Source organism: Enterococcus sp. AZ079, from assembly GCF_050547255.1.
Lineage (GTDB): Bacteria > Bacillota > Bacilli > Lactobacillales > Enterococcaceae > Enterococcus_D > Enterococcus_D casseliflavus.
Genome location: NZ_CP172955.1, coordinates 2,918,300 through 2,941,830 on the forward strand (window position 1 = coordinate 2,918,300; position 23,531 = coordinate 2,941,830).

A 23,531-nucleotide genomic window follows, 5' to 3' on the forward strand; every position below is an offset into this window, starting at 1 on the left:
CAATACCTATAACATAAAAAGGAGGTTGTATCCCATGCGTATCCAGCAGCTTGAATATTTGGAAAAAATCGTAGAAACTGGCTCTTTCAATGAAGCCGCCAAACAGCTTTTCATCAGTCAGCCCTCCCTCTCTCAAGCCATGAAAGAGTTGGAAAAAGAGTATGATCTGCAGCTGTTTTACCGCAGTAAATTAGGGGTGACCTTGACCGATGATGGCCGTTCCTTTCTCAACTATGCTCGAAATGTTTTAGACCAAGTCAATCTCTTGGACGAACGCTTTCGCAAAGACAGCCATCGCAAGCATGTTTTCAGTGTTTCCGCACAACACTATGCCTTCGTCGTCCACGCCTTCGTGGAGCTGGTCAAACAGTTAGGGGAAGATGAATTTCAATTCACCTTGCGGGAGACCCAGACACAAAATGTACTGGATGATATCCAGACGTTTAAGAGCGAATTAGGGGTCATTTATCTGAATGATTTCAACACAACGGTCTTGACCCGTTTGATCCACGAAAAAGACCTGCAATTCATTCCTTTATTTGAAGCCAAACCCCACGTCTTCATCGGCCGAGAAAATCCCCTGACTCAGAAAAAAAGCATCACATTAGCTGATTTGGAACCATATACCTATCTGTCGTACGAACAAGGGGAAACCAATTCCTTCTACTTTTCTGAAGAGATCTTAAGCACTTTACAGCGCAAAAAACACATCCGCATCAGCGATCGTGCCACGATCTTCAATTTGATGGTGGGTCTCAACGGCTATACCATCAGCTCTGGAATCATCAGCAGTGAGCTGAATGATGAAAAAATCGTTGCGATCCCTTTGGAAGTCGATGATGCGATGACACTAGGTTACCTAAAACACAAGAAAATGGAACTGAGTGAGATGGCTTTGGACTATCTCGCCTTGTTGAAGCAGCATATCAAAAACTACGGTTTCGACGTCTTTTAAAAAAAACGATCCGCAGACAGTCGGTCGGGCTACCTTAGTAAGGTGTCCCGACCCTGTTGCGGATCGTTTTGTTTCTTTTGTGCTTTTTTTGTTCTTAAACTGTCTTACGTTGGCGTTGTGGAGAATAAATCAACGCAATGGTTTCCATTCCCACTCTTCGACTTCGGCGATATCATAGCCGTTTTCTCGAATAAAGTCATGGTGATACGCAACGGTGTCTGCCATTTTTTGGGCAAAGTCCGTTGCTTTTTCTCCATAGACCCATTCGGCGGCGTCTTTGGCTAAGTGGAAGCGATCCAATTCAGAAAGGATCCGCATATCAAACGGTGTCGTGATGTCGCCATTTTCTCGGTACCCATGAATATGAAGCTGTTGGTTGCGACGGCCAAAGAAGATATCGCGAATCAGTCCTTCATACCCGTGGAAAGCAAACACGATCGGTTTGTCTTTCGTAAAGTAGGCTTCGAATGCTTCATCGCTCAACCCACGAGGATCGACTGCTGGACGACGCAATTTCAATAGATCAACCACATTGATGAAGCGGACTTTCAACTCTGGGAAGGCTTCAATCAGCAAGGAAACAGCGGCTAAAGCTTCCAAATTCGGTTCCGTCCCAGCAGCTGCGATCACAATATCGGGTTCTTGTTCTTCATCTGTCGATGCCCAGTCGATGACTTTCAAGCCATCTTTGACAAGCACTTTCGCTTCATCCGCCGAATAAAACTGCGGACGTGGGTGTTTTGAAGAGACCACTAGATTGATCTTTTCTTCAGAAGCGAGCGTTTCTGCCATGACAGCCATCAAGCTATTAGCGTCGGCTGGCAAGTAGACCCGCACAAAGTCGGCTTTTTTCTCTGCAATATGGGTCATGATCCCTGGATCTTGGTGGGTGTACCCATTATGGTCTTGTTGGAAGACCGTTGATGAAGCAATCAAATTCAATGAGGGGTACGGGTTGCGCCAGTCAAGATCATGGGCTTTTCGTAACCATTTGAAGTGTTGCGTGATCATAGAATCAACGACTCTTAAGAATGACTCGTAGCTGGCAAAGAAGCCATGACGACCCGTCAGCACATAGCCTTCCAAGAAGCCTTCTGCTTGATGCTCTGATAATTGTGAATCAATCACACGGCCCACTGAAGACAGCCATTCATCGTAATCAGGATGTTTTGGCTCCAACCATTGGCGATCCGTGACTTCAAACACATGGTTCAACCGATTGGATTTGGCTTCATCTGGGCCAAAGATGCGGAAGTTGTCAGGATTTTCTTTGATGATGTCACGGGCAAATTTCCCAAAGACCATCATGTCTTGGGCAGTCGTTTCCCCAGGTGTCTCAATCGCAATGGCATGTGCTTGCCAATCTGGCAAGCGTAGCGGTTGCGGATCGATCCCCCCATTGGTGATCGGATTGACCGCCATCCGTTGCTCCCCTTTTGGCGCCAATTCTTGAATCTCAGCTTTGATGCGGCCGTTTTCGTCAAAAAGCTCTTCTGGACGATAAGACTGCAGCCAATCCGTCAAAGCATCCACGTGTTCCATATGTTTCGCATTGACCGGGATCGGCACTTGGTGGGCACGGAAGCCCCCTTCAATCGGCTCGCCATCCCAGACTTTCGGTCCAGTCCAGCCTTTCGGTGTGCGAACGATCAAAACAGGCCAATGAGGCATAGCGGCTTCTTCCGCAGAACCTTTGCGGGCTTCTGCTTGGATCGCGTGGATCTGTTCGATGGCTTGATCCATTTTCTGTGCCAATTGCGGATGAACGGCTTCTGGATCGTCCCCTTCTACGAAATAAGGGGTCCAACCCATGCCTTCAAAATATTTCGTGAGATCTTGATCGCTTTTACGAGCCAAGATCGTTGGATTGGCAATCTTGGCGCCATTCAAATGCAAGATAGGCAAAATTGCGCCATCATTGACTGGATTGATAAAGGTATTTGAAAACCAGCTGCCCGCTAATGGTCCAGTTTCGGCTTCGCCATCACCGACCACTACTGCTGCAATGACATCGGGATTGTCTAAAATAGCTCCAGTAGCGTGGGCGATGGAATAGCCTAGCTCGCCGCCTTCATGGATCGAACCTGGCGTTTCAGGTGCCGCATGAGAAGCGATCCCACCTGGGAAAGAGAAGGTTTTGAATAGATGTTTCATCCCTGCTTCGTCTTGGGTGGCTTTTGGATAGATCTCGCTGTAGCTGCCGTCTAAATAAGCATTCGCAACCATGACTTGTCCGCCATGGCCTGGTCCTTCGATATAAAACATGTTTAAGTCGTACTTATTGATGACGCGATTGAGATGGGTGTAAATAAAATTTTGTCCTGCGATCGTTCCCCAGTGACCAATCGGATTCACTTTCAAATCTTTTTCTTCGATGGGGCGGCGCAATAAGGGATTGTCTTTCAAATAAATCTGACCAACGGAAAGGTAGTTGGCTGCTCGCCACCAAGCGTTCATTTTCTGATAATACTCTGGTGTATCGTAGGTTGTCTTCATTGTGCTCCTCCTTTTAGTCCATTGTTCCACTCTTACATAAAAGTCTATGCCCCCTATATTTAAAAGTCAATTTTGCTGATTGCTGGTGCTTTCAGGGGTCTGCTTATCCGCACTTTGCAGATAGAAGGCAAGAAAGCTTAAGAAAAACGCAAAGAAACCGCCGACCATCGCCAACGGTTTCTTTTGTGATTGGGTACTTATTTGATCGTTACGTATTCTAATGCCACAAGCTTCGCCCATGTTTCGATCTGATCAGAATTTAGGACAAGTGAGACGACGGTGTGATGGCCACCGCCTGTTTCGATCCACTGTTTGACGCCATCGTGGAAGTTTGGTTTTGGTGTCCACATTACTCGTGCAACCGGTAGTTTTGGTGCTTCTTCAGTTGGCTCAAAGGCATCGACTTCATTGATCAATAATTTGTAGTGGGTGCCAAAGTCTGCCATCGAAACCACGACACCTTCGCCGCCTTGGCCGTCAAAGACGAGTCGGGCTGGGTCTTCACGATCCCCCATCGACAATGGCGAAACCACGATTTTTGGTTTGTTGGCTGCTAATACTGGATCGACTTCCATCATGTGGGATTGCAAGATGGCTTCTTTTCCTGGTGTCAGCTCATAGGTATAGTCTTCCATAAAGCCAGTCGCCTTATTGTGGGCCATGATTTTCATCAAGCGGTCAATAGCGGCGGTTTTCCAGTCCCCTTCACCAGCAAACCCATAGCCTTCTGCCATCAAACGTTGTACAGCTAAACCAGGCAACTGCTGCATACCATATAGGTCTTCAAAGTTCGTGGTAAATGCCGTATAGCCGCCTGCTTCAAGGAAGCGGCGCAGACCGATTTCTTGTTTGGCTTGGGCTTTGACATGACGTGCCCATTCTTCTTTGTCGTAATCGCCATAATCGAAATCATACAGCTGGCTGTATTCTTCAAAGAGTCCATCGACTTCTTCGTCAGTCACCGCATCGACGACTTGAACCAAATCGCCGATCCCAAAATAATCAACGGTCCAGCCAAATTGGATCTGTGCTTCGACTTTATCGCCTTCGGTCACCCCAACGTTACGCATGTTGTCGCCAAAACGAGCGACTTTGATTTGGAAGCTTTCATTGTAGCCGACTGCCACGTCCATCCAAGCAGCGATTTCTTTTTGGATGGCTTCATTTTTCCAATAGCCGACAACGATTTTGTTTTGCTTTTTCAAACGAGCATTGATAAATCCATATTCTCGGTCACCATGAGCCGCTTGGTTCAAGTTCATAAAGTCCATATCGATGGTTTCCCATGGAATTTGTTCATTGTATTGAGTGGCAAGGTGCAGCAATGGTTTTTGTAATAATTTCGTGCCGCGAATCCACATTTTTGCTGGTGAGAAGGTGTGCATCCAGGTGATCACCCCAGCGACTTCATCCCGATAGTTGACTTCTTTCATGATTTTCGTAATCGTATCGGCAGTAACAGCGAGTTCTTGTAAAACGACTGGATAAGGCAGCTTTGAGCTGTCATTTAAGCTTTTGACCATTTCTTCTGCATGGTCCCGTACTTCTTGTAACGCTTCTTCTCCGTATAAGTGCTGTGATCCTACGACGAACCAAAATTCTTTTTTCCCGATTTCTAACATTCTACTTGCTCCTTTTTCGTTATTTTTGCCCGTAATAGGCATTTTCTCCATGTTTGCGTAAATAATGTTTGTCTAAGACCCGCTGCGGCAATTCGGGTGCGTAACTGTTCAGCTGACGCGTGATAAAATTCATCTTAGCGACTTCTTCTAAGACCACTGCGTTCATCACCGCCGCATCCGCCGTTTTGCCCCAGGTAAATGGTCCATGACCGTGAAGCAAGACACCAGGAATTTCTTCTGGCGTGATGCCGCGTTCCTTAAAGGTTTCGACGATCACCTGTCCTGTTTGTGCTTCATAGCCTTCATCGATCTCGGTTTGCGTCAAAAAGCGGGCACAGGGGACTGCTCCATAAAACGTATCGGCATGGGTTGTGCCCATCGCTGGCAAATCGAGTCCTGCCTGAGCCCAGCTCGTCGCCCAAGTAGAATGGGTATGGACGATCCCACCAATTTCTGGAAATGCTTTGTATAAAACGGCATGCGTTGGCGTATCGGAGGAAGGATTTTTCGCTCCTTCCACTACGTTGCCCTCAAAATCACAAACCACCATATCACTGGCTTGCATGGTTTCATAGTCAACACCGCTAGGTTTGATGACAAACAATTGCTGTTGGCGATCCACTGCTGACACATTGCCCCAAGTGTATTTGATCAATCCTTGCTTCGGCAATGCCAAATTGGCCTGAAAGACTTCTTCTTTTAATCCTTCTAACACAAAATTCCCTTCTTTCTTTTTAAATCAACGCATCGATTGCCGCTTGCTCGATCGGCAACCCTGCTTGGTAACGTTGGGTAAAGACGGTAAACCCCTGAATGTCGGCTTCTGTCGGGGCTAAGGTCACGCCGTGGTCATTTTTAAACACTTGATCTGCTAAGAATGCTGCCAAGGATTGTTCTGGCGTGTGACGGCGAAGGTACGCTGCTAAAAGGGCGATCCCCCAGGCGCCGCCTTCACCAGCCGTTTCCATGACCGTGACTGGGGCTTCCATGACAGCTGCCAAGACACGTTGGGCAACTTCTGGCGTTTTGAAGATCCCACCGTGACCAACGATTCGATCAATAGCGACGTCTTCGGCTTCCAGAATCTTCATCCCGATCTTCATCGCACCAAAGGCACTAAACAGATGTAAGCGCATGAAATTTGCTAAAGTAAAAGAACTTTCTGGCGATCGGACGAAAAGCGGCCGTCCTTCAGGGATCTTAGTGATATTTTCACCAGAATAATAGCCATAAGAAAGCATCCCGCCACAGTCTGAATCCCCTTTCAATGCTTCGTTGAATAAGGTCGCAAACAATTCTTCCGTGGAAAGTTTCATTCCAGCTGCATCGGCAAATTCGCGGAAAAGTTTGACCCAGGCATTGATCTCCGAGGTACAGTTATTCGTATGGACCATCCCCACCAAATCACCAGAAGGCGTCGTGACCAAATCGATCTCTGGATACACTTTAGTTAAGGGTTCTTCTAAGACGATCATGGCAAAAGCAGACGTCCCGGCTGAAACATTCCCGCTTCGCTGTGCCACACTATTCGTGGCAACCATGCCAGTGCCCGCATCGCCTTCTGGCGGACATAACGGGATGCCAGCTTGCAAAGTACCAGTTGGGTCGAGTTTTTTTGCCCCTTCTGCCGTCAATGTGCCGGCTGGTTCGCCTGCTGTCAACACTTGCGGCAAAAGGTCTTTGATCTGCCAAGGATACCCCTGACTGCTGATTTGTGCATCAAATTGCTGCAGCATATTCGCATCATAGTTTTTTGTCGTACTGTCGATTGGGAACATCCCTGATGCATCGCCGATTCCGATAACTTTTTCCCCTGTAAGCTGCCAATGGACATAGCCGGCTAAGGTAGTGAAAAAAGCAACCTCTGGGACGTGGGCTTCTTGATTCAAAATCGCTTGATACAAATGCGCGATACTCCAACGCTGCGGGATGTTGTATTGGAACAATGCCGTCAAGGCTTTTTCTGCTTCTTCCGTGATCGCATTGCGCCATGTCCGAAAAGGTACCAACAGCGTGCCTTGCTGATCAAAAGCCATATAGCCGTGCATCATTGCAGAAAAACCGATACTGCCGATCGTCGTCAAAGGTACCTCGAATTGCTGTTGGATGTTGTGCGCCAACTCTTGATAGCTGGCTTGCAGTCCTTGCCAAATCGCCTCTAGTGAGTAGGTCCAAATCCCTTGCTCCAATTGATTTTCCCATTCAAAGCTACCTGAAGCGATCGTCTGAAACTGCTCATCGATCAAGACAGCTTTGATCCGTGTCGAGCCTAGCTCGATCCCAAGAGACGTGCGCCCGTCAATAATTGCTTGCCTTACTTGTTGCGTCATCTTCTTATTCTCCTTTTTGGTTATTGACTGAACCGCGAACGATCAGCTCCGGTTCAAAATAAAAGCGTTGCGCTTCTGTTGCCTTACCTGTAGTGATCCATTGTGCCGCCAATTCCCCCATCGCTTCTTTCGGGTGAGTCAGTGTGGTGATCGTCGGTGTGGACAAGGTGCTAAGGGGCGAGTCATCGTTACCCACGATCGAAAAATCAGTAGGAATGTTCTTCCCAGCAGCCGTCAATGCTTGAATCAAGCGATGCGCGATCTCATCGTTGTAACAAACGATGCCTGTGACTTGATTATCGGCAGCCGTCAAGCGCTGGATCGCTTGTTCAATAACGGCTTCTTTCGTCTCCGTCGTATACGTCAAGACGTCTTCTGCTGCAAACGTCCGCTTGGCTTGGGTCAATGCTTTGACAAACCCTTTCATCCGATATTTCCCTTGTAAGTCATCGATTTTCGTGATCATCATCAACTGCTGATGCTGTTGTTCTAATAAATAATTGGTTGCTAAAAAACCAGAACGTGTATCGTTGACACAAATATGCGGCAAGTCTAGTTCTTCATAATAGGCATTGATCATGACGAGAGGAATCCCGGCTTCTTGGAGGGCGACATAATAAGCAAGATTTGGGTTGTACTGGCTGCTCTTCGTTGGCTCAACGATCAACCCGTCTACCCCTTGATCCATCATTTGCTGCAAGCACGCTCTTTCTTGCTCATGGTCATTGTTGGTTGATCCTAGAAGCAGTGAATAGCCTTGCTCCCGCAATGTCTGCTCCACGCCGCGCATGATCGAAGGGAAAATATAATCAGACAAATAGGTCATGATGATCCCAATCGTTTTGCGGTTTTTATGATTGACAGTCTCAGGTTTTGAAACGTAGGTGCCTGAGCCCCGTTCTTTTCTTAAATAGCCTTCATTGACCAAAACAGCGATCGCTTGGCGCACCGTGTGACGGCTATAATGAAATTCTTCCTGTAAGGTTGCTTCTGAAGGGATCGCATCGCCTTCTTGATAGGTGCCTAAGCGGATCTTTTCTCTTAAGATATCCGCAAGTTGTTCGTACTTATTCGCCATTTTAATCCCATCTTTCAAAAGTTGTCCGTACATCTAAGATACCAAGAAACCGCTTCCGTGTCAATTGCTGCTATGGCTTTTTTTCTAAAAAAACCTAACGAAAAGAAGGTAAATGATAAATTACCCTTATTTTCATCAGAATAAAACGAATCGAAATGATATTTGTTGTATAATTGAATAAAATGTTGCTTATTACGTTTAAGGAGGTAAGTATTTTGACGAGAACACCTAATGAAACCTACGAGGAACCCATTATTTTGTATTCAAAAAAATATCGAGAAAATCGCAGACATGATGCCAGCTGTCGTTGGCTCATTACGAAAAAAGGCGTCTGGATAAACAACACCCATCCGAAAATCCCAGATGAAAAGATCCCCATGGCAAAAATTGCCGATGTGGAATTACATATAGGCAAAGGTCTCTTAGTGGACTACCTCCGACTGCAGGTACCAGGTAATTCTCAATTGCTCTATTTCACCAATCGAATCGATGCCCAAAAAGCCTATGAATTTTTAACGGATCATTTGGCAGCACTTGGTGGGCAATCAGCCAAAAGTTACGTGGATGAAGAGGCTGGAAAAATCAAATTACTTTCCTATCATTATCGTGATGCTTGGGTCATTTCAGAAGATACCCTCACAATCATCAATTACAAGAAGAAAGCGAAACAGGTTCTGCAGATTCCCCAAATCACCAGTGTCAATCTGAAAGAAGTTGCTGAATCAGGTCTTTGGAAAGGCAATGGCTTTTTAGAATTGTATATTGGCGGCGGAGCGATCAGAGAAACCCATTCCTTCAGACGAATGGAACCGAATCACTCTCTTTGCTTTGCCGAAAAAGACCTGGTGATTGCTCGGATCATACAGCGCTACCTCACCAACTTCCCTCGGGAGCGGTCGGTCCCGTTAACGAACCCATCGCCGCCAGCTGCGAAGCCGACGGAAGCGCTCATTGCTGAACTACGCGAACTAAAAGTGCTGGTCGACGAAGGAATTTTGACTGAAGAAGAATTTGCATTCAAGAAAAAACAACTGTTAGGATTATAGAAGCAATCACTTCGGAGAAAAAAGCCGCCCTCCTGCCATGAGAAGGCAGAGCTTTCGGTGAAGGGCTGTGCTTTTTTCCTGGGAAAATTTTGAACGGTTTTTTTAGAACATGCTATACTAAATGAAGAATACGTAGAGTATCTCAAAGGAGGTCTTTCTCATTTTTTCTTTTAATGACATCAAAGCACGTTTCCCCCAGGCAACGTTGCATGACAAAGTTGCCACAACGAAGGATATCGAATCCATCGCATTCGGCAAAAAATATATTTGGCTGCCAACTGACCAATTAAGTGACAGTGAAAAATTGCTGATCCAACTGGGAAACGGCTCTTTGCAACCAGAAATCGATAACCGAAACCATCCATGGTATCCGATTTTATTTGAACATCAGCCCGTTCAAGAGCCGGAGTGGATTCGCCTGCTGCAAGTTCATTTCACCCGAACCATCGACTCTTTGCAATCCGAATGGCTCGCAGAGATTCAGCAAATGCTCCCTAGCGTGGTGGATCTTTTTTTCCTCACCGAAGACCATGCAGTGATCGTAGAAAAACAAGATGGTGCCAATTTGCCCATCGAAGATCTCGACGGCTTATTCGTCGCTTTGGATATGGATTTCGACTGCTATTCTCAGCTGTTCGTCGGTCCCTTCCATCATCCGCGCCACGATTTCACTACCTTATGGGCAAGTGAGTCTACCCTGTTCAAAAATGAGTTAAAAACGAAAACCACCAGTAAAAGTATGGATCTGCCCAAAGTGGTCTTCTCTCTTTTTCGCAACGGCTTTTCCGAGTATATTTCCTTGTTTCGTACCTTATATCTAGATTGGTTTGAAGAAGAGACCGAAACGATCATTCAATCACTGTGGCGCAATCAAGGCAATGCAAGCTCCACAGCCAAAGAACTGTTCATGCATCGGAATTCTCTCCTATATAAGATCGATAAGTTTCAAACACTGACACGTTTAAATTTAAAAAATATGGATGATCTGCTGCTTTGCTATTTATTGATCGATCAGTTCACCCATCAGAGCAATTAAACAACATGCACAAGAAAACGTTTTTTTCTTGTGCATGTTTCCGTTGCACCTTCGAAGCGTTTTCATTTATGATGTTCATGTAAACTAAATGGAAAGAGGTAATCCCAATGGTAGAAATGGCCTTAAAAAATATCCACAAAAAATATGATAATAATGATGCGTATTCGGTAACTGATTTTAATTTAGATATCGCAGATCGCGAATTCATCGTTTTCGTTGGACCTTCTGGTTGCGGAAAATCAACAACGCTTCGAATGATCGCTGGTTTAGAAGATATTTCTGAAGGCGAATTGAGCATCGGTGGAAAAGTAATGAACGATGTGGCACCAAAAGACCGCGACATCGCGATGGTTTTCCAGAACTACGCATTGTATCCCCATATGACTGTTTTCAACAACATGGCATTTGGTTTGAAATTGCGTAAATACGACAAAGAAGAAATTAAAAAACGGGTAGAAAATGCCGCTGAGATCTTAGGATTGACAGAATACTTAGATCGTAAACCAGCTGCCCTTTCAGGTGGTCAGCGTCAACGGGTTGCCCTAGGCCGTGCCATCGTCCGTGATGCCAAAGTCTTCTTGATGGATGAGCCGTTGTCAAACTTAGATGCGAAATTGCGGGTTGCCATGCGTGCGGAAATCGCAAAATTACACCAACGTTTAGAAACAACGACGATCTATGTAACCCATGACCAAACAGAAGCGATGACCATGGCTGACCGGATCGTTATCATGAAAGATGGCTTCATTCAACAAATCGGTTCACCAAAAGAAGTCTACAACACACCGAAAAACATTTTCGTTGCCGGCTTTATCGGTTCACCAGCAATGAACTTCTTCAATGTTACGTTGAAAAACGGTATGATCTCTGATGGACAAAGCTTGAACTTACGTATTCCTGAAGGCAAGAACAAGATTCTTGTGGAAAAAGGGTACGAAGGCAAACAATTAGTCTTTGGTATTCGTCCAGAAGATATTCACAGTGAACAAATCGCATTGGAAGCTTCTCCTGAAGCAACTGTACGTGCCGAAGTAGTCGTATCTGAATTATTAGGTGCAGAAACGATGCTTTATACACGCGTAGGTGCGACTGAATTTATCTCGAAAGTTGATGCTCGTGACTTCCACCGTCCAGGTGAAACAGTTGATTTGGCTTTCAACATCAACAAAGCACACTTCTTCGACAAAGATTCAGAAAATGTCATCACACTTCCTTAATTTGTAGTTACCATGCACTGTTCTCGGATTTGCCCCCTAGGCAGTCGCATTTAACTAATATCCACTTTTATTCCTTATTTGTATCCCCTAAAAACAGACAGTCAGCAGACTGTCTGTTTTTGGGTTTCGTTGTGTTTCCTACGAAACGCTTAGTTACGAACGAGAAACCAGAAGCGGTGTAAGCAGCTCATTTCCCCCCTTCTACCGCCCACAGCCTCGATGCTTTAAGTACGTGAAACACTCGCCCATCACTTGCCTTTAGACAACATACGCGTGGTGTCAGCTTCGTCCTCTTCCCCCTCAACTTCTCTTTTGTTTGTCTATGATGCGATGTCCTAAACACGAGAAAACGAACCAACGGGCTTGCCACGCATTGCTGCTTAAGAGGGGCTTTCTTGGCTAGTGTAGGCAAAAAAGCACCACAAAAAGAGTAGTGCTTGTAGGGGATGACAAGCACTACTCTGGGGAGCCTATTCAACTGCTGACCACCTAGCTTTTTGCCAAGCTGCTGGTTAGCGATCGTTTTGCAAGAGGGTCAGGCTGTCTGCAAGGACAGCTTCGCCATCTAACAACTCGTAATCTGTTTCTTTGATCAATTTATAAGGCACCGCTTTGACCATGAGAAAGTCTTTCAATCGATTGACTTCGTACTTCGACTGCGGACCGATCAGCAAGGCATCGACAGTCTGCTGCTGCAGGATCTGTTCAGCAATGATGGCTGGTGCCGAATAGATATGCACGGCTAATCCTTTTTCATCTGCAGCTCGCTGCATATTTTTCACTAAGAGACCCGTAGTGATACCTGCGGTACAAATCAATAAAATCGTCTTTTGTGCTTGTTCCTCCATAAACAGGCCCTCCTACGATATTTTCTTTTTCTTATTGTAGATATCCAACACGACGGCCAGCAGCAAAATCAATCCTTTGATGGCTTGCTGCCAATCGACACCGACTCCTAAGATCGACATCCCATTGTTTAAGACACCCATCACGAGCCCACCAACGATCGCGCCCATCACAGTACCAATACCGCCTGAGGTGGAAGCACCGCCGAAATACACTGCGGCCATTGCATCTAATTCCATTGACGTTCCTGCTTGCGGGGTGGCTGCGTTCAACCGAGCGGCTAAAACCAAGCCCGCCAAAGCTGCCATCATCCCCATGTTCACGAAGACCCAGAAGGTGATTTTCTTCGTCTTGATCCCAGAAAGTTCGGCTGCTTTTTTGTTGCCGCCGGTTGCATAGATTTGACGACCAGCAACGGTTTTGTTAGTCAAAAAGCCATAAGCAGCCACGATCACCCCTAAGACGATCAAAATGATCGGATACCCTTGATAAGAGGCAAAGATATAGGTAGCGCCGAGAAATACGACCGCAGTAAAGACGGCTTTAAAGGCAAATGCTGCCATTGATTCCACTTCAAAAAGATTTTTTTTGCGACGCTCACGGGTCCGCCATTGGCCTAAAATCAGGATGCCCGTGATCACTACACCTAAAATCATGGAAAGTAAATGGATCTGACCGCCTGCAATATCTGGCAAATACCCAGTAGAAATTTGTTGGAATGCCTTGGGAAACGGCGCCAATGATTGACCACCTAAGACGACTTGGGTCAGTCCTCGAAACATCAGTAAACCAGACAAGGTCACGATAAATGCTGGGATACCGACATACGCGACCCAGAAGCCTTGCCAGGCACCGATCACTGCGCCCATCAGTAAGCAAAGAGGCACTGCCAGCCAAGGACTGATGCCGTTATTGACCATTAAGACGCCTGCAATCGCACCGACAAACGCCATCACGGACCCTACGGATAAATCAACGTGTCCTAACAAGACGACCAAGAGCATACCAGCTGCCAAAACGAGAATATGACTGTTTTGCAACACGAGGTTGGTGATATTCAGCGGCCGCCAGAAAATCCCGTCGGTCATGAGCTGAAAGGCCACCAGCAGCACTGCTAAGATAATGATCATACTGTATTTGCTAAAGATTTCCAGTGCCTTTTCTTTCAGCGAATGGCTGCGTTCTTTTTTTAATTTATTGGTTGTTTCCATCTCAAACCCCACTCTCTTCTAATGTCATTAGATTCATCAATCGTTCTTGGTCCGCCTCTTCCCGCAGGACCTCGCCAGTGAAGCGGCCTTCGTTCATCGTATAGATTCGGTCACACATGCCTAATAGTTCTGGCAGCTCCGAGGAGATGATGCAAATGGCTTTGCCAGCTGCTGCCATCTCTTCGATGATCGTATAGATTTCGTATTTCGCCCCGACATCGATCCCACGGGTCGGTTCATCTAAAAATAAGATGTCTGGTGTGGTCATCAGCCATTTTGCCAAAACGACTTTTTGCTGATTCCCGCCGCTCAAGCTGCCGACGTTTTGATAGATCGAATTGGTTTTCGTCCGCATTTTTTTGCGGAATTCTTCAGCCATCGTGACTTCTTTTTCTTTATCGATGACCCCTTGGCGGCTGATTTTGGCAAGACTAGCAATGGTGGTATTCTCGCGAATATCCATCAGCAGATTCAAACCCAGCGCTTTTCGATCTTCCGACACATAGGCTAACCCATTTTTGATGGCGGTTGGCACGTCTTTGACAGAAATCGGTTGGCCGTCTTTATAGACTTCCCCCGAAATCGAACTGCCGTAGGAATGACCGAAGACACTCATGGCAAACTCTGTCCGTCCCGCACCCATCAAACCGGCGATGCCGATGATCTCTCCTTTGCGGATCATCAAGTTCAAATTCTCATTCACCACACGGGTATGGTCGATTGGATGATGGACCGTCCAATTTTTGACTTCAAAAAACGGTTCACCAATAGTGGGGTTCCGCTCTGGGTAGCGATTGGTCAAATCTCGGCCAACCATGCCGCGAATGATGCGCTCTTCAGAGATTTCGGCACCACTCAGCGTCTCGATCGTTTGCCCGTCACGTAAAATCGTGATGCGATCCGCCACATTGACGATTTCATTCAACTTGTGGGAGATGATGATCGAGGTGATCCCTTGGTTGCGGAACTCTTTGATCAGCTCTAACAGATTGGCACTTTCTTCTTCATTCAACGCCGCGGTTGGCTCATCTAAAATCAACAATCGGACGGATTTTGAAAATGCTTTGGCAATTTCCACCAGCTGTTGATGCCCGACACCGATTTGTGAAACCAGCGTATTCGGGTCTAATTTCAAGCCAACAATCTTTAAGAGGTTGTCTGTTTTCTTTTCGGTCAGATCCCAATCAATGATGCCGTGTTTGGCTTGTTCGTTTCCTAGAAAGATATTTTCTTTGATCGACAGGTAAGGACTTAATGCTAACTCTTGATGAATAATAACGATTCCTTTGTCCTCACTGTCTCGCAAATCTTTGAACTTGCATAACTCCCCTTCATAATAGATCTCTCCGTCATAGCTGCCGTAAGGATAGAGTCCGCTTAAGACATTCATCAGCGTGGACTTGCCAGCGCCATTTTCTCCACACAGTGCGTGGATCTCTCCTCGCTCGATCGAGAGGTTGACGTTATCAAGGGCGCGAACCCCTGAAAACTCTTTGACGATGCCTTTCATCATCAAAATATTATCTGCCATGTTCTTTCACCCTTTTCCTTTTTATGTAAAAGTGGTGCGCTGCCTTTGTAAGAAAAGCGGAAAGAACGAATATTGGGGATGATTCGTTCTTCCCTACTGCTTTCGGGGAAACTAGTATCTTTTCTCGCTGGATCAGCGCTTCTTGCTTAAATGCCTAGCTCTTCTTCTGTATAGTAATCGGTATCGATCAGTTCTTCTTTGTAGTTGTCGCTATCCACAGAAACGGGATTTGACAAGTAGGTTGGTACGACTTTGACGCCATTGTCATAGGTTTCCGTATCGTTGACTGGCACTTCCTCGCCATTGGTGATGGCTTCGATCATTTCGATCGTGTTTTTCGCCAACACCCGTGTATCTTTGAAAATCGTTTGGGTCTGTTCGCCCGCGATGATCGATTTCACCCCTGCCACCGTCGCATCTTGACCGGTAATCACAGGTAGTGGTTTATCGGAAGAACCATAGCCAACGCCTTTAAGCGATGAAATGATTCCTAGGCTGATTGGATCATAAGGTGAAAGAACGGCATCCAATGTTTGATCCGTATAGTTGGCACTCAACAAGTTGTCCATCCGAGCTTGCGCAGTTGAACCATCCCAACGCAAAGTAGCGATTTGGTTGAAGTTGGTTTGACCAGAAGGAACGACTAGCTGTCCGCTGTCAAAGTATTGTTGGAAGACCGAAAGGACCCCATTATAATTGATCAGTGCATTGTTATCATCTGGAGAGCCGCCGAATAATTCAATGTTAAATGGTCCTTCACCGTCTTTGAGACCCAATTTGTCTTCAATATAAGACGCTTGCAGCACGCCGACTCCAAAATTATCAAAGGTGGCATAATAATCGACGTATTCCGAGTTCATCAGTAAACGGTCATAGGCGATGACTGTGATATCTTCGTTATGGGCTTTTTCCAACACGTCTGTCAGTGCCGAACCATCGATCGAGGCGATCACTAAAGTATCAACGCCTTTGGTGATCATATTCTCAATTTGTGCCACTTGGTTTTCTACTTTGTCTTCTCCATATTGCAGGTCAGTTTTATAGCCGAGCTTCTCTAATTCTTCTACCATGTTGTCGCCATCTGCGATCCACCGTTCTGCCGATTTGGTCGGCATCGCGATCCCAACAAATCCTTTGTCTCCGTCACCGTTTGCCCCGCTGTCTGATCCATTCCCACAAGCTGCTAACAATCCGCCAACCAATAAGGTGGATGCTAGGACGACCAATTTACCAAAAGTACCTTTCATTGTGATCCCTCCATGTCTTTTTCTTACATTCTCAGTATAGCCAGTTAAGGAATCGCTTACATTTAGATTTTTTCGAGGTTTCTTGGATTTCTTGAGAAAAAACGACTCAGTTGCCCCCATTTCTTTTCGTAATCTTGGATTTTTTAAGATTCCCTTGGTTTTTATTTGATTTGATATTTTGTGTAAAGCGCTTCCGTATTTTTTAGTAGAATAGACCATAGAGGTGAAAAAAATGAGGAATATAAAAATTGGGTTACTCCTTTGTTTGTGTTTGTCTTTCTTGGCTGGTTGCCAAGCAGTCAAAGAAACGACCGCTGAAACATCGGAAGAAAGTATCGTGATCGGTTTTTCTCAATCGGGAACAGAAAGCAGCTGGCGCAAGCGCCACACCGAATCGATTCGCACTGAATTAGAGAAGGAAGGCTATGAAGTGCTCTATCGTAACGGCTATATGAATCAAGAACGTCAGATTCAAGATATCCGCAGTTTTATCGTGTATCAAGTCGATGCCATCGTCTTTACCCCGATTCAGGAAAACAATTGGGAACCGATTTTGGAAGAAGCTGCGCAAGCGGGGATTCCCGTTTTCGTGGTGGACCGTCATGTCAACGTCAGCGATCCCTCCTTGTTTCTGACTCATATCGGGCCAAGCTTCAAAGCCGAGGGCAATCGTGCAGGTCTCTACGTCAGCAATTATTATAAAGAACATCAAAATGAAACGATCAATGTTTTAGAATTGACGGGACTGGATGCTACTTCTCCGACGTATTTGCGCTCAGAAGGGTTCCGAGAAACCATCAAGCGTGATTATGCCCACAACAATGTAACGATCCAAGTCAAAGATGAGCTAAATGGTGACTTCATTCGCCGCAAAGGCAAAGAAGTCATTGAACAATACATCGCAGAAGGCAAAATGGAGCAGATCGATGCCTTGTTCAGTCACAATGACGAGATGACTCTTGGCGCTCTTGAAGCCCTCGAAAAAACCGATATTGAGCCAGGGAAGGATTTGGTGATCGTATCGATCGATGCCCAAAAAGAAATGATCGACAAATTGAAGCAAGGGATCGTCAATTGTGTCGTTGAATGCAACCCAGATGCTGGTGTGTTCGTCAAAAATGCCATCTCGCGCTACTTGGCTCGCGGCGCCGATGCCATTCCTCGTGAAATCTATGTCCATGAAACAGTTTTTTCCAGTGATATGGACTTTGATCAGATTCCACCGAGAAATTATTGAGGAGATGAAGATGAAAACAAAAAGTATCAAGGGCATCTTCCAGCAGACCAACAAACTGATGATCCTCGTCGCCTTTATCCCCCTCGTAGTAAGCAGTGTCTTTTACTCGCGGCAGATTTTTATTTACCAAAACACCATCAACAATATTGAAGAAGCCAATCAATTATCGGAAAAAGTCGATGCCATTGTCTTGGAAGAAATGTGGGATTTAGTCTTTGGTCAAAAAACCGTCGCACAAGTTCAAGAAACCAATGTGATCGATGAACTAAGGAGCGATCTGCAGCACATTCAAGAAAATACCAGCACTGCCAAAGAACTCAATATTTTAGCAGTCGCCTTTCGGACGCTCGATTCTTTAGAAACCTATCAGCAACAGTTGATCGATAATATTCTCAACGATGAACCGGTGGAACAAAACCAATACGTCATGATCCAAGTGGATTCGGTGATCGATTTGCTATCCGATATTTTGCAGCAGTTTGTCGGAGTAGAGATCAGCTTAGCCAGCCAAACCAATCACGAACTGGTCCAATCCGTGTTGCTGCTGATCCTTTTTCAAGTCGTGTTACTTTTGATCATCTTTGCGATCATCAATAAAAACCGCCGCTTTGTTCGAGATAATCTGCAATACCCGCTGGATCGGTTGTTAGACCTTTCCAATGAACTATCCCAAGGACATTTGAGCTACCGAGCAGAACTGCCCGAAACCCCAGAGCTGCGGACTCTGACGAGTAGCTTGAATCGAATGGCAGATGACTTGACTCGGCTCTTGGAAGAAAATGCCTTGAAGCAGTATCACTTAGCCCAAAGTGAGGTGCGGGTCTTACAAGCCCAGATCACTCCACATTTCATCTATAATAGTTTAGATGCGATCGTTTCTTTGATCGAAGCTGCCCGTTACGAGCAAGCAACCGAAATGACTTATGCGCTGTCAGATTTTTTCCGCATCTCCTTAAGCAAAGGGCAAGACTGGATTCCGCTGGAAAAAGAATTGCGGCATGTGGACGATTACTTGAAGATTTTGCAGATCCGCTATGGCAGGATGCTGTCTTACACCATTGAAGATCAAACCGTCAGTCCAGAACTACAGGTTTTGAAAATGGTCCTGCAGCCCCTTGTTGAAAACGCCGTATATCATGGCACCAAGTTTGTCCGTCGTGTCGGCATGATTCGAATCACAGTGTCAGAATTGCCTCACCAGATTCAAATGACCATCAGTGACAACGGCGTTGGGATCGACCCTGAGCGTTTGCAGGAGATTCGTCGTAACCTTAAAGAAACCACTGATCCCGCCTCTGAGAGCGGCTATGGCCTATATAACGTCTATCGCCGTCTCCAGCTGAACTACGGCAGCGAAGCGCAACTGACGATCCACAGTCAATACCAAGAAGGCACCACGATTAACGTCACAGTACCAAAAAGGGAGGAACCCAACCATGTACAAAGTGTTCATAGTTGAAGATGAACATCTGATTCGCGATAGTTTGCGCCACCAAATCATGACTCTTGCCAAACAATACCCGATCGTTTATAGCGATGAAGCCGCAGATGGCGAATTGGCGCTGGCTTCGATCCTTGATCTGCGTCCTGATATTATTATCAGTGATATCAAAATGCCGTTTATGGACGGCTTGGTCTTTGCGAAAGAAGCCAAGAAATTATTGCCGCAAGTTCGCATTATTTTCGTTAGCGGCTTTGATGATTTTGACTATGCAAAAACGGCACTGCAGCTGCAAGCAGACGATTACTTGCTCAAGCCCATCAAAAACGAAGAATTAGAACAAGCCATCAAAACCGTCGTTCAACACTTAGATGAACAACAAGCCACTCATCAGCAATTATCCAAAGAAGACGATTTATTCGAAATGGAAATCAAAAAGAATCACTTTCTGAATCACCTCTTTAAACAAAAGATCACGATCTCAGAAGCCTTTTTGCAAGCAGAAGAACTGGGCCGGCGCTTTTCAGGCAAACAGTTTTGTGTGCTATTAGCAAAAACCCCCTTCAATCAAAGCTTTTCTGACTACACTCGCTTTAGCCAGCAGCTGACCAAAGCCTATGAACAAGATGATGCCGTCTTGTTCTCCAGTGTGTCCAGCCGCTTCATCAAGTTTTTGCTTTTTGACCATGACCGAGAACAAGTTTTAGAAAAAGCCTATCAGATCGCTCAAAGCCTCGTTCATGGTTCTGGGGAAGAAGTAGCAGTGGCGATCGGACCGGTAGCAGATCGCTTCTCGGGTATCTCTCTTTCTTATCAGAAAGCTCGTGACATGCTAAAAACCTATGGTAGCATCCGCAAGGAAAAAATCATCAGCTATGAAGACGACATTCGCGAAGGGGAACTATCCCCCACCAATCCTTTCAAAACCGACCTTGCTTCACGGCTGGCAAATGCTGGGAAACAGACGATCCCTGAGCTGATCGCTGAATTGATGGCGCCTCAAGGAACCGTTGAGCGAACGCAAATGTACCGTTTGTTCGTCTTAGTCGAACTGCTGGCATTGTTGAAGAAAAGAGACAGTCATTCGTTGCCCCAGATCGTTCAACACGCCCATGACTTAGACTATCTAGCGGCATTGACCCATGAGCCAGAGAACTATCAAACGACTCTGGCAGAACTGTTGCCATTATTAACCAAACAACCCATCAATCCTGCAATGGCGAAATATCAAAGCGTCATCAATCAAGCCAAAGCCTTTATTAGTGAGCACTTTTCTGATCCCAATATTTCCTTAAATGTAGTTGCTGAAAAAGTTCATTTGAGTCCAGCACATTTCAGCACCATCTTCTCGCAAGCCACTGATTCTACGTTTATCGAATACTTGACCGAGCAACGGTTGACCTTAGCTAAGGAACTGCTGTTAACGACCAATCTACGGCTATCTGAGATCGCCTTTGATGTTGGCTACAATGACCCAAATTATTTTTCCTTTTTGTTCAAGAAGAAAGAAAAAATCTCACCGAAAGAATACCGTCAAAAAAATGCCTAGATGAGTGAATGAATGGATGCAAAAAAAGAGTGAGGGACAGCAAAATCGTCCTCACTCTTTTTCATTTTCTACCTCATGCAGTTATTTCTTCTCCATAGCAGCTTTTAAAGCAGCTGCTAATGGGCTTTCTTGCGGTTCTTCTTGATTGATTTTGTTCATCAAGCGGCGTTCTTCGTGTTTCGACAGCTTTTTGCTGCGTTCCTTTTTATCCGCCATTTTTTCGGTGGTCCCATCGAATTTACAGCGGAAATAGGCGCCGTTTTTGCCTTCAATGATCTCCATCTTTCGGTGGCATTGCGGGCAGCGTCGGTTTGAAACTTTCGGGTCTTTCCGACGACGGTACTTGCAGGTGCCACTGGAGCAAACATAGATCTTGCCATCACGGGTATTTTTCTCCCGCAAGGGTTCACCGCATTCGGGACAACGTTTTTGGGTCAATGAGAAATCTTGGTACTTGCTTTCGCTTTGCTTGATTTCTTTGACCAGTTGTTTTGTGTCTGCTTCGATTTGTGCAAGGAAGGTTTGGGCAGAATAGGTGCCTTTCGCAATGGCTTCCAGTTCCTTCTCCCATTTTTCCGTCAATTCTGGTGTCACCAAGGATGGATTGACTAAGACTAACAGCTGCTTGCCTTTTGGCGATACTTGTAAGCCGCTTGGGGTCCGCTCCATCAGCTCAGATTTGATCAGCTTTTCAATGATCTCCGCACGGGTTGCCGGCGTACCGAGACTATGTTTTTCCATTTTACCTAAAAGAGTTCCTTCATTCAACGGTTTCGGTGGTGTGGTCAACTCTTTTTGGATGGTGAACTCAGGCTTGACGGTACTGCCTTTTTGCCAAGCTATGTCACTGGTTTCTTCTTCAGAAGTCGTTTTCCATCCCGCTTCTAACACGGTATTGCGGTTGAATACAAAGGTTTCTGAACCAAAGGTCACGGTCACTTTCTGCTGCTGCTTTTTATGGGGTTTCGCAAAGAGCATTAAGAAACGACTAACGATCATTTGATAGATCCGTTGTTCATCGGTAGTTAATTTTTCATAACGCGCCCGCTGTTCCGTTGGCAATAAGGCATGGTGATCGGTGACTTTTTTATCATTGAAGACAGCTTGCTGCACCACTTGTCCGCCATTTTTCAAGTATCCTTTGACTTCTGGGGCAAAATCCGCAACTGCCTGCAGGCGTTCCTTCATGGTTGCCTTCATATCATTGGTCAAATACTTGGAATCCGTCCTTGGGTAAGTGACGATTTTATGGGTTTCATACAAGCTTTGAACAAGCGACAAGGTCTTCTTGGCTGAAAACCCATAACGCTGATTGGCTTCTCGTTGGATCTCGGTCAAATCATAAGGCAATGGCGCGCTTTCTGTTTTGACCTTCTCTTCGATCGCTGTCACGCGACCATTTTGTTGACTCATTTGCTTGACCAATGCTTCGGCGTCGCTGCGTTCTTTTAGTTGATAGGGATTTTTTTGCTGCAGGCGGGCCTTGGCATCGCCTACGTTTAGGGTAATCACATGATAGGTTTGCGGACGGAAACTCTCGATCTGCATTTCCTGACTGCGCACCAAAGCTAAGGTAGGGGTTTGGACCCGACCCGCACTAAGATTGTCTTGATATTTGACCGTCAATGCCCGCGTGACATTCAATCCTACCAGCCAGTCGGCTTTTGCCCGCGCAAGGGCGGAGTAGTAAAGATTGTCGTAGTGCTTGGCTGACTGCAATTTTGCAAAGCCTTCTTTGATGGCTTTAGGGGTTTGCGAAGAAATCCACAAACGTTTGACTGGTTTGTCAAAACGAACCCACTCCAAAATCCAGCGAGCGACTAGCTCCCCTTCTCTTCCCGCATCGGTAGCGATCACGACTTCCCCGACATCTTTTCTTTGAGCCAGTTGTTTGATGGCTTTTAGTTGATGACCGGTTTTTGGTAACGGTTTGATCCCGATGGACTTAGGAATCATCGGTAACGTTTCCATCTGCCATGATGCCCACTCTTTGTTTAAATCTTCAGGCATTTTCAAGCCCAATAAATGACCAAGGGCCCAAGTAACGATCGCCTTGGGTCCTTCGTAATAATTTTTATGTTTTTGCTCACAGCCCAAAACTTTGCTGAGGTCTTTGGCAACGCTTGGCTTTTCCGCTAGAATTAGTTGTTTCATAAAAATCTTTCCTGCTTTCATCGACGACTTGCTGATATTCTTTAAGCAATGCCAGTCCAATATATTGTTGGAGGTAATCGTCGCATTCTTCGCACCAGCGTTCGTCTTCTTCATTCCAAAAAGCCGTCATAAAGTTTGATTTTGCATTTATGTACGAATACTCTTCTCTGATTTCTTGCCATTTTTGTTCATAAAATGACTGCGCCTCGCTGAAAGTTGCAAATGTGAACGCCTCTTGAATATCTGACTGCCATCCCTCAAAAAACCACCACGGTTCATTGTCCCCATACATGACTACTACTTGATACATTCCATTGCTCCTTTCACGATTCCTTCCTCATATTAGTCACTTTTACTTAAACTTGCAAGGAATAAGTTTCAGCATTTAAACATTGCTTTAAAAATTCATTAAACCCTCGTTTTTTTGTACGATTTATCGGTTGTTTAAGATTACATCATTTCTATGCCCCTATAGTCTAGCATAGATGTTTCCTATTGTGAATATAACATCAAAAGATTAAAAAAATATCAAACA

General features: G+C 45.6%; 18 protein-coding genes. 7 read left to right on the plus strand and 11 right to left on the minus strand.

Annotation, left to right across the window (positions count from 1 at the left end; translation table 11 throughout):
* The first annotated feature begins 34 nt into the window (after nt 1–34).
* A complete protein-coding gene (locus tag IGJ15_RS13855) occupies nt 35–955 on the plus strand; it encodes a LysR family transcriptional regulator (RefSeq protein ID WP_005227268.1) in 921 nt (306 codons plus the stop codon).
* 129 nt (nt 956–1,084) lie between these two features.
* Here the strand turns inward: IGJ15_RS13855 and IGJ15_RS13860 are convergent, their stop codons facing one another.
* The 5 genes from IGJ15_RS13860 to IGJ15_RS13880 form a co-directional block, all read right to left on the minus strand.
* On the minus strand, nt 1,085–3,451 hold the full coding sequence (locus IGJ15_RS13860) for a phosphoketolase family protein (protein ID WP_081116185.1): 2,367 nt from the start codon (nt 3,449–3,451) through the stop codon (nt 1,085–1,087).
* Nucleotides 3,452–3,648: 197 nt separating this feature from the next.
* Nucleotides 3,649–5,073 (minus strand): L-arabinose isomerase, encoded by a 1,425-nt coding sequence (gene araA / locus IGJ15_RS13865; protein ID WP_010748714.1) that lies wholly within the window; start codon nt 5,071–5,073, stop codon nt 3,649–3,651.
* A 19-nt stretch (nt 5,074–5,092) separates the two neighbouring features.
* Nucleotides 5,093–5,788 carry an L-ribulose-5-phosphate 4-epimerase gene (locus IGJ15_RS13870; RefSeq protein WP_010748713.1) on the minus strand — a complete coding sequence of 232 codons (696 nt, stop codon included), beginning with the start codon at nt 5,786–5,788 and terminating at the stop codon, nt 5,093–5,095.
* Between the two features lie 19 nt (nt 5,789–5,807).
* Complete coding sequence (locus IGJ15_RS13875) at nt 5,808–7,403, minus strand: xylulokinase (RefSeq protein WP_081116183.1); 1,596 nt, start codon at nt 7,401–7,403, stop codon at nt 5,808–5,810.
* Between the two features lie 4 nt (nt 7,404–7,407).
* Nucleotides 7,408–8,514 carry a GntR family transcriptional regulator gene (locus IGJ15_RS13880; protein ID WP_080646929.1) on the minus strand — a complete coding sequence of 369 codons (1,107 nt, stop codon included), beginning with the start codon at nt 8,512–8,514 and terminating at the stop codon, nt 7,408–7,410.
* Nucleotides 8,515–8,663: 149 nt separating this feature from the next.
* Between IGJ15_RS13880 and IGJ15_RS13885 the strand changes: the two genes are divergently transcribed.
* The 3 genes from IGJ15_RS13885 to IGJ15_RS13895 all read left to right on the plus strand — a co-directional run bounded on the left by IGJ15_RS13885 (nt 8,664) and on the right by IGJ15_RS13895 (nt 11,780).
* Complete coding sequence (locus tag IGJ15_RS13885; RefSeq protein ID WP_034695318.1) at nt 8,664–9,527, plus strand: SHOCT domain-containing protein; 864 nt, start codon at nt 8,664–8,666, stop codon at nt 9,525–9,527.
* Between the two features lie 205 nt (nt 9,528–9,732).
* A complete protein-coding gene (locus IGJ15_RS13890; RefSeq protein WP_010748709.1) occupies nt 9,733–10,563 on the plus strand; it encodes a helix-turn-helix domain-containing protein in 831 nt (276 codons plus the stop codon).
* 107 nt (nt 10,564–10,670) lie between these two features.
* Entirely contained in the window at nt 10,671–11,780 is a 1,110-nt protein-coding gene (locus IGJ15_RS13895) for an ABC transporter ATP-binding protein (protein WP_005227260.1), read from the plus strand.
* Between the two features lie 512 nt (nt 11,781–12,292).
* On the opposite strand, the gene IGJ15_RS13900 is transcribed toward IGJ15_RS13895, so the two are convergent.
* The 4 genes from IGJ15_RS13900 to chvE all read right to left on the minus strand — a co-directional run bounded on the left by IGJ15_RS13900 (nt 12,293) and on the right by chvE (nt 16,615).
* Nucleotides 12,293–12,628 (minus strand): PTS sugar transporter subunit IIB, encoded by a 336-nt coding sequence (locus IGJ15_RS13900; protein WP_010748708.1) that lies wholly within the window; start codon nt 12,626–12,628, stop codon nt 12,293–12,295.
* Nucleotides 12,629–12,640: 12 nt separating this feature from the next.
* The gene (gene mmsB / locus IGJ15_RS13905) at nt 12,641–13,837 is read right to left on the minus strand and encodes a multiple monosaccharide ABC transporter permease (RefSeq protein WP_005227258.1); all 1,197 of its coding nucleotides are present in this window, start codon (nt 13,835–13,837) and stop codon (nt 12,641–12,643) included.
* A 1-nt stretch (nt 13,838) separates the two neighbouring features.
* Nucleotides 13,839–15,368, minus strand: a complete 1,530-nt coding sequence (mmsA, locus tag IGJ15_RS13910) for a multiple monosaccharide ABC transporter ATP-binding protein (protein WP_005231476.1) — start codon at nt 15,366–15,368, stop codon at nt 13,839–13,841.
* A gap of 146 nt (nt 15,369–15,514) precedes the next feature.
* Complete coding sequence (gene chvE, locus IGJ15_RS13915; RefSeq protein ID WP_005231478.1) at nt 15,515–16,615, minus strand: multiple monosaccharide ABC transporter substrate-binding protein; 1,101 nt, start codon at nt 16,613–16,615, stop codon at nt 15,515–15,517.
* A gap of 232 nt (nt 16,616–16,847) precedes the next feature.
* Between chvE and IGJ15_RS13920 the strand changes: the two genes are divergently transcribed.
* The 3 genes from IGJ15_RS13920 to IGJ15_RS13930 are packed head-to-tail and all read left to right on the plus strand — an operon-like array spanning nt 16,848 to nt 20,842.
* Nucleotides 16,848–17,852 carry an ABC transporter substrate-binding protein gene (locus IGJ15_RS13920; RefSeq protein ID WP_010748707.1) on the plus strand — a complete coding sequence of 335 codons (1,005 nt, stop codon included), beginning with the start codon at nt 16,848–16,850 and terminating at the stop codon, nt 17,850–17,852.
* Nucleotides 17,853–17,862: 10 nt separating this feature from the next.
* Nucleotides 17,863–19,311, plus strand: a complete 1,449-nt coding sequence (locus IGJ15_RS13925; protein ID WP_010748706.1) for a sensor histidine kinase — start codon at nt 17,863–17,865, stop codon at nt 19,309–19,311.
* Nucleotides 19,289–20,842 (plus strand): response regulator, encoded by a 1,554-nt coding sequence (locus IGJ15_RS13930; protein ID WP_010748705.1) that lies wholly within the window; start codon nt 19,289–19,291, stop codon nt 20,840–20,842. The genes IGJ15_RS13925 and IGJ15_RS13930 overlap by 23 nt, the downstream gene beginning before the upstream one ends.
* A gap of 81 nt (nt 20,843–20,923) precedes the next feature.
* Here the strand turns inward: IGJ15_RS13930 and IGJ15_RS13935 are convergent, their stop codons facing one another.
* Nucleotides 20,924–22,996, minus strand: a complete 2,073-nt coding sequence (locus tag IGJ15_RS13935) for a DNA topoisomerase III (RefSeq protein WP_005232250.1) — start codon at nt 22,994–22,996, stop codon at nt 20,924–20,926.
* The gene (locus IGJ15_RS13940) at nt 22,929–23,306 is read right to left on the minus strand and encodes a DUF1033 family protein (RefSeq protein ID WP_005227251.1); all 378 of its coding nucleotides are present in this window, start codon (nt 23,304–23,306) and stop codon (nt 22,929–22,931) included. The genes IGJ15_RS13935 and IGJ15_RS13940 overlap by 68 nt, the downstream gene beginning before the upstream one ends.
* Nucleotides 23,307–23,531 lie beyond the last annotated feature (225 nt).

What these genes read in the sequence shown, in the direction of transcription:
- IGJ15_RS13920 (WP_010748707.1), top strand. Translation starts at nt 16,848, where the DNA reads ATGAGGAATATAAAAATTGGGTTACTCCTTTGTTTGTGTTTGTCTTTC.
- IGJ15_RS13900 (WP_010748708.1), bottom strand. Translation starts at nt 12,628, where the DNA reads ATGGAGGAACAAGCACAAAAGACGATTTTATTGATTTGTACCGCAGGT.
- IGJ15_RS13940 (WP_005227251.1), bottom strand. Translation starts at nt 23,306, where the DNA reads ATGTATCAAGTAGTAGTCATGTATGGGGACAATGAACCGTGGTGGTTT.
- IGJ15_RS13855 (WP_005227268.1), top strand. Translation starts at nt 35, where the DNA reads ATGCGTATCCAGCAGCTTGAATATTTGGAAAAAATCGTAGAAACTGGC.
- IGJ15_RS13860 (WP_081116185.1), bottom strand. Translation starts at nt 3,451, where the DNA reads ATGAAGACAACCTACGATACACCAGAGTATTATCAGAAAATGAACGCT.
- IGJ15_RS13880 (WP_080646929.1), bottom strand. Translation starts at nt 8,514, where the DNA reads ATGTACGGACAACTTTTGAAAGATGGGATTAAAATGGCGAATAAGTAC.
- IGJ15_RS13875 (WP_081116183.1), bottom strand. Translation starts at nt 7,403, where the DNA reads ATGACGCAACAAGTAAGGCAAGCAATTATTGACGGGCGCACGTCTCTT.
- araA (WP_010748714.1), bottom strand. Translation starts at nt 5,073, where the DNA reads ATGTTAGAAATCGGGAAAAAAGAATTTTGGTTCGTCGTAGGATCACAG.
- IGJ15_RS13895 (WP_005227260.1), top strand. Translation starts at nt 10,671, where the DNA reads ATGGTAGAAATGGCCTTAAAAAATATCCACAAAAAATATGATAATAAT.
- mmsB (WP_005227258.1), bottom strand. Translation starts at nt 13,837, where the DNA reads ATGGAAACAACCAATAAATTAAAAAAAGAACGCAGCCATTCGCTGAAA.
- IGJ15_RS13935 (WP_005232250.1), bottom strand. Translation starts at nt 22,996, where the DNA reads ATGAAACAACTAATTCTAGCGGAAAAGCCAAGCGTTGCCAAAGACCTC.
- IGJ15_RS13885 (WP_034695318.1), top strand. Translation starts at nt 8,664, where the DNA reads ATGTTGCTTATTACGTTTAAGGAGGTAAGTATTTTGACGAGAACACCT.
- IGJ15_RS13930 (WP_010748705.1), top strand. Translation starts at nt 19,289, where the DNA reads ATGTACAAAGTGTTCATAGTTGAAGATGAACATCTGATTCGCGATAGT.
- mmsA (WP_005231476.1), bottom strand. Translation starts at nt 15,368, where the DNA reads ATGGCAGATAATATTTTGATGATGAAAGGCATCGTCAAAGAGTTTTCA.
- chvE (WP_005231478.1), bottom strand. Translation starts at nt 16,615, where the DNA reads ATGAAAGGTACTTTTGGTAAATTGGTCGTCCTAGCATCCACCTTATTG.
- IGJ15_RS13925 (WP_010748706.1), top strand. Translation starts at nt 17,863, where the DNA reads ATGAAAACAAAAAGTATCAAGGGCATCTTCCAGCAGACCAACAAACTG.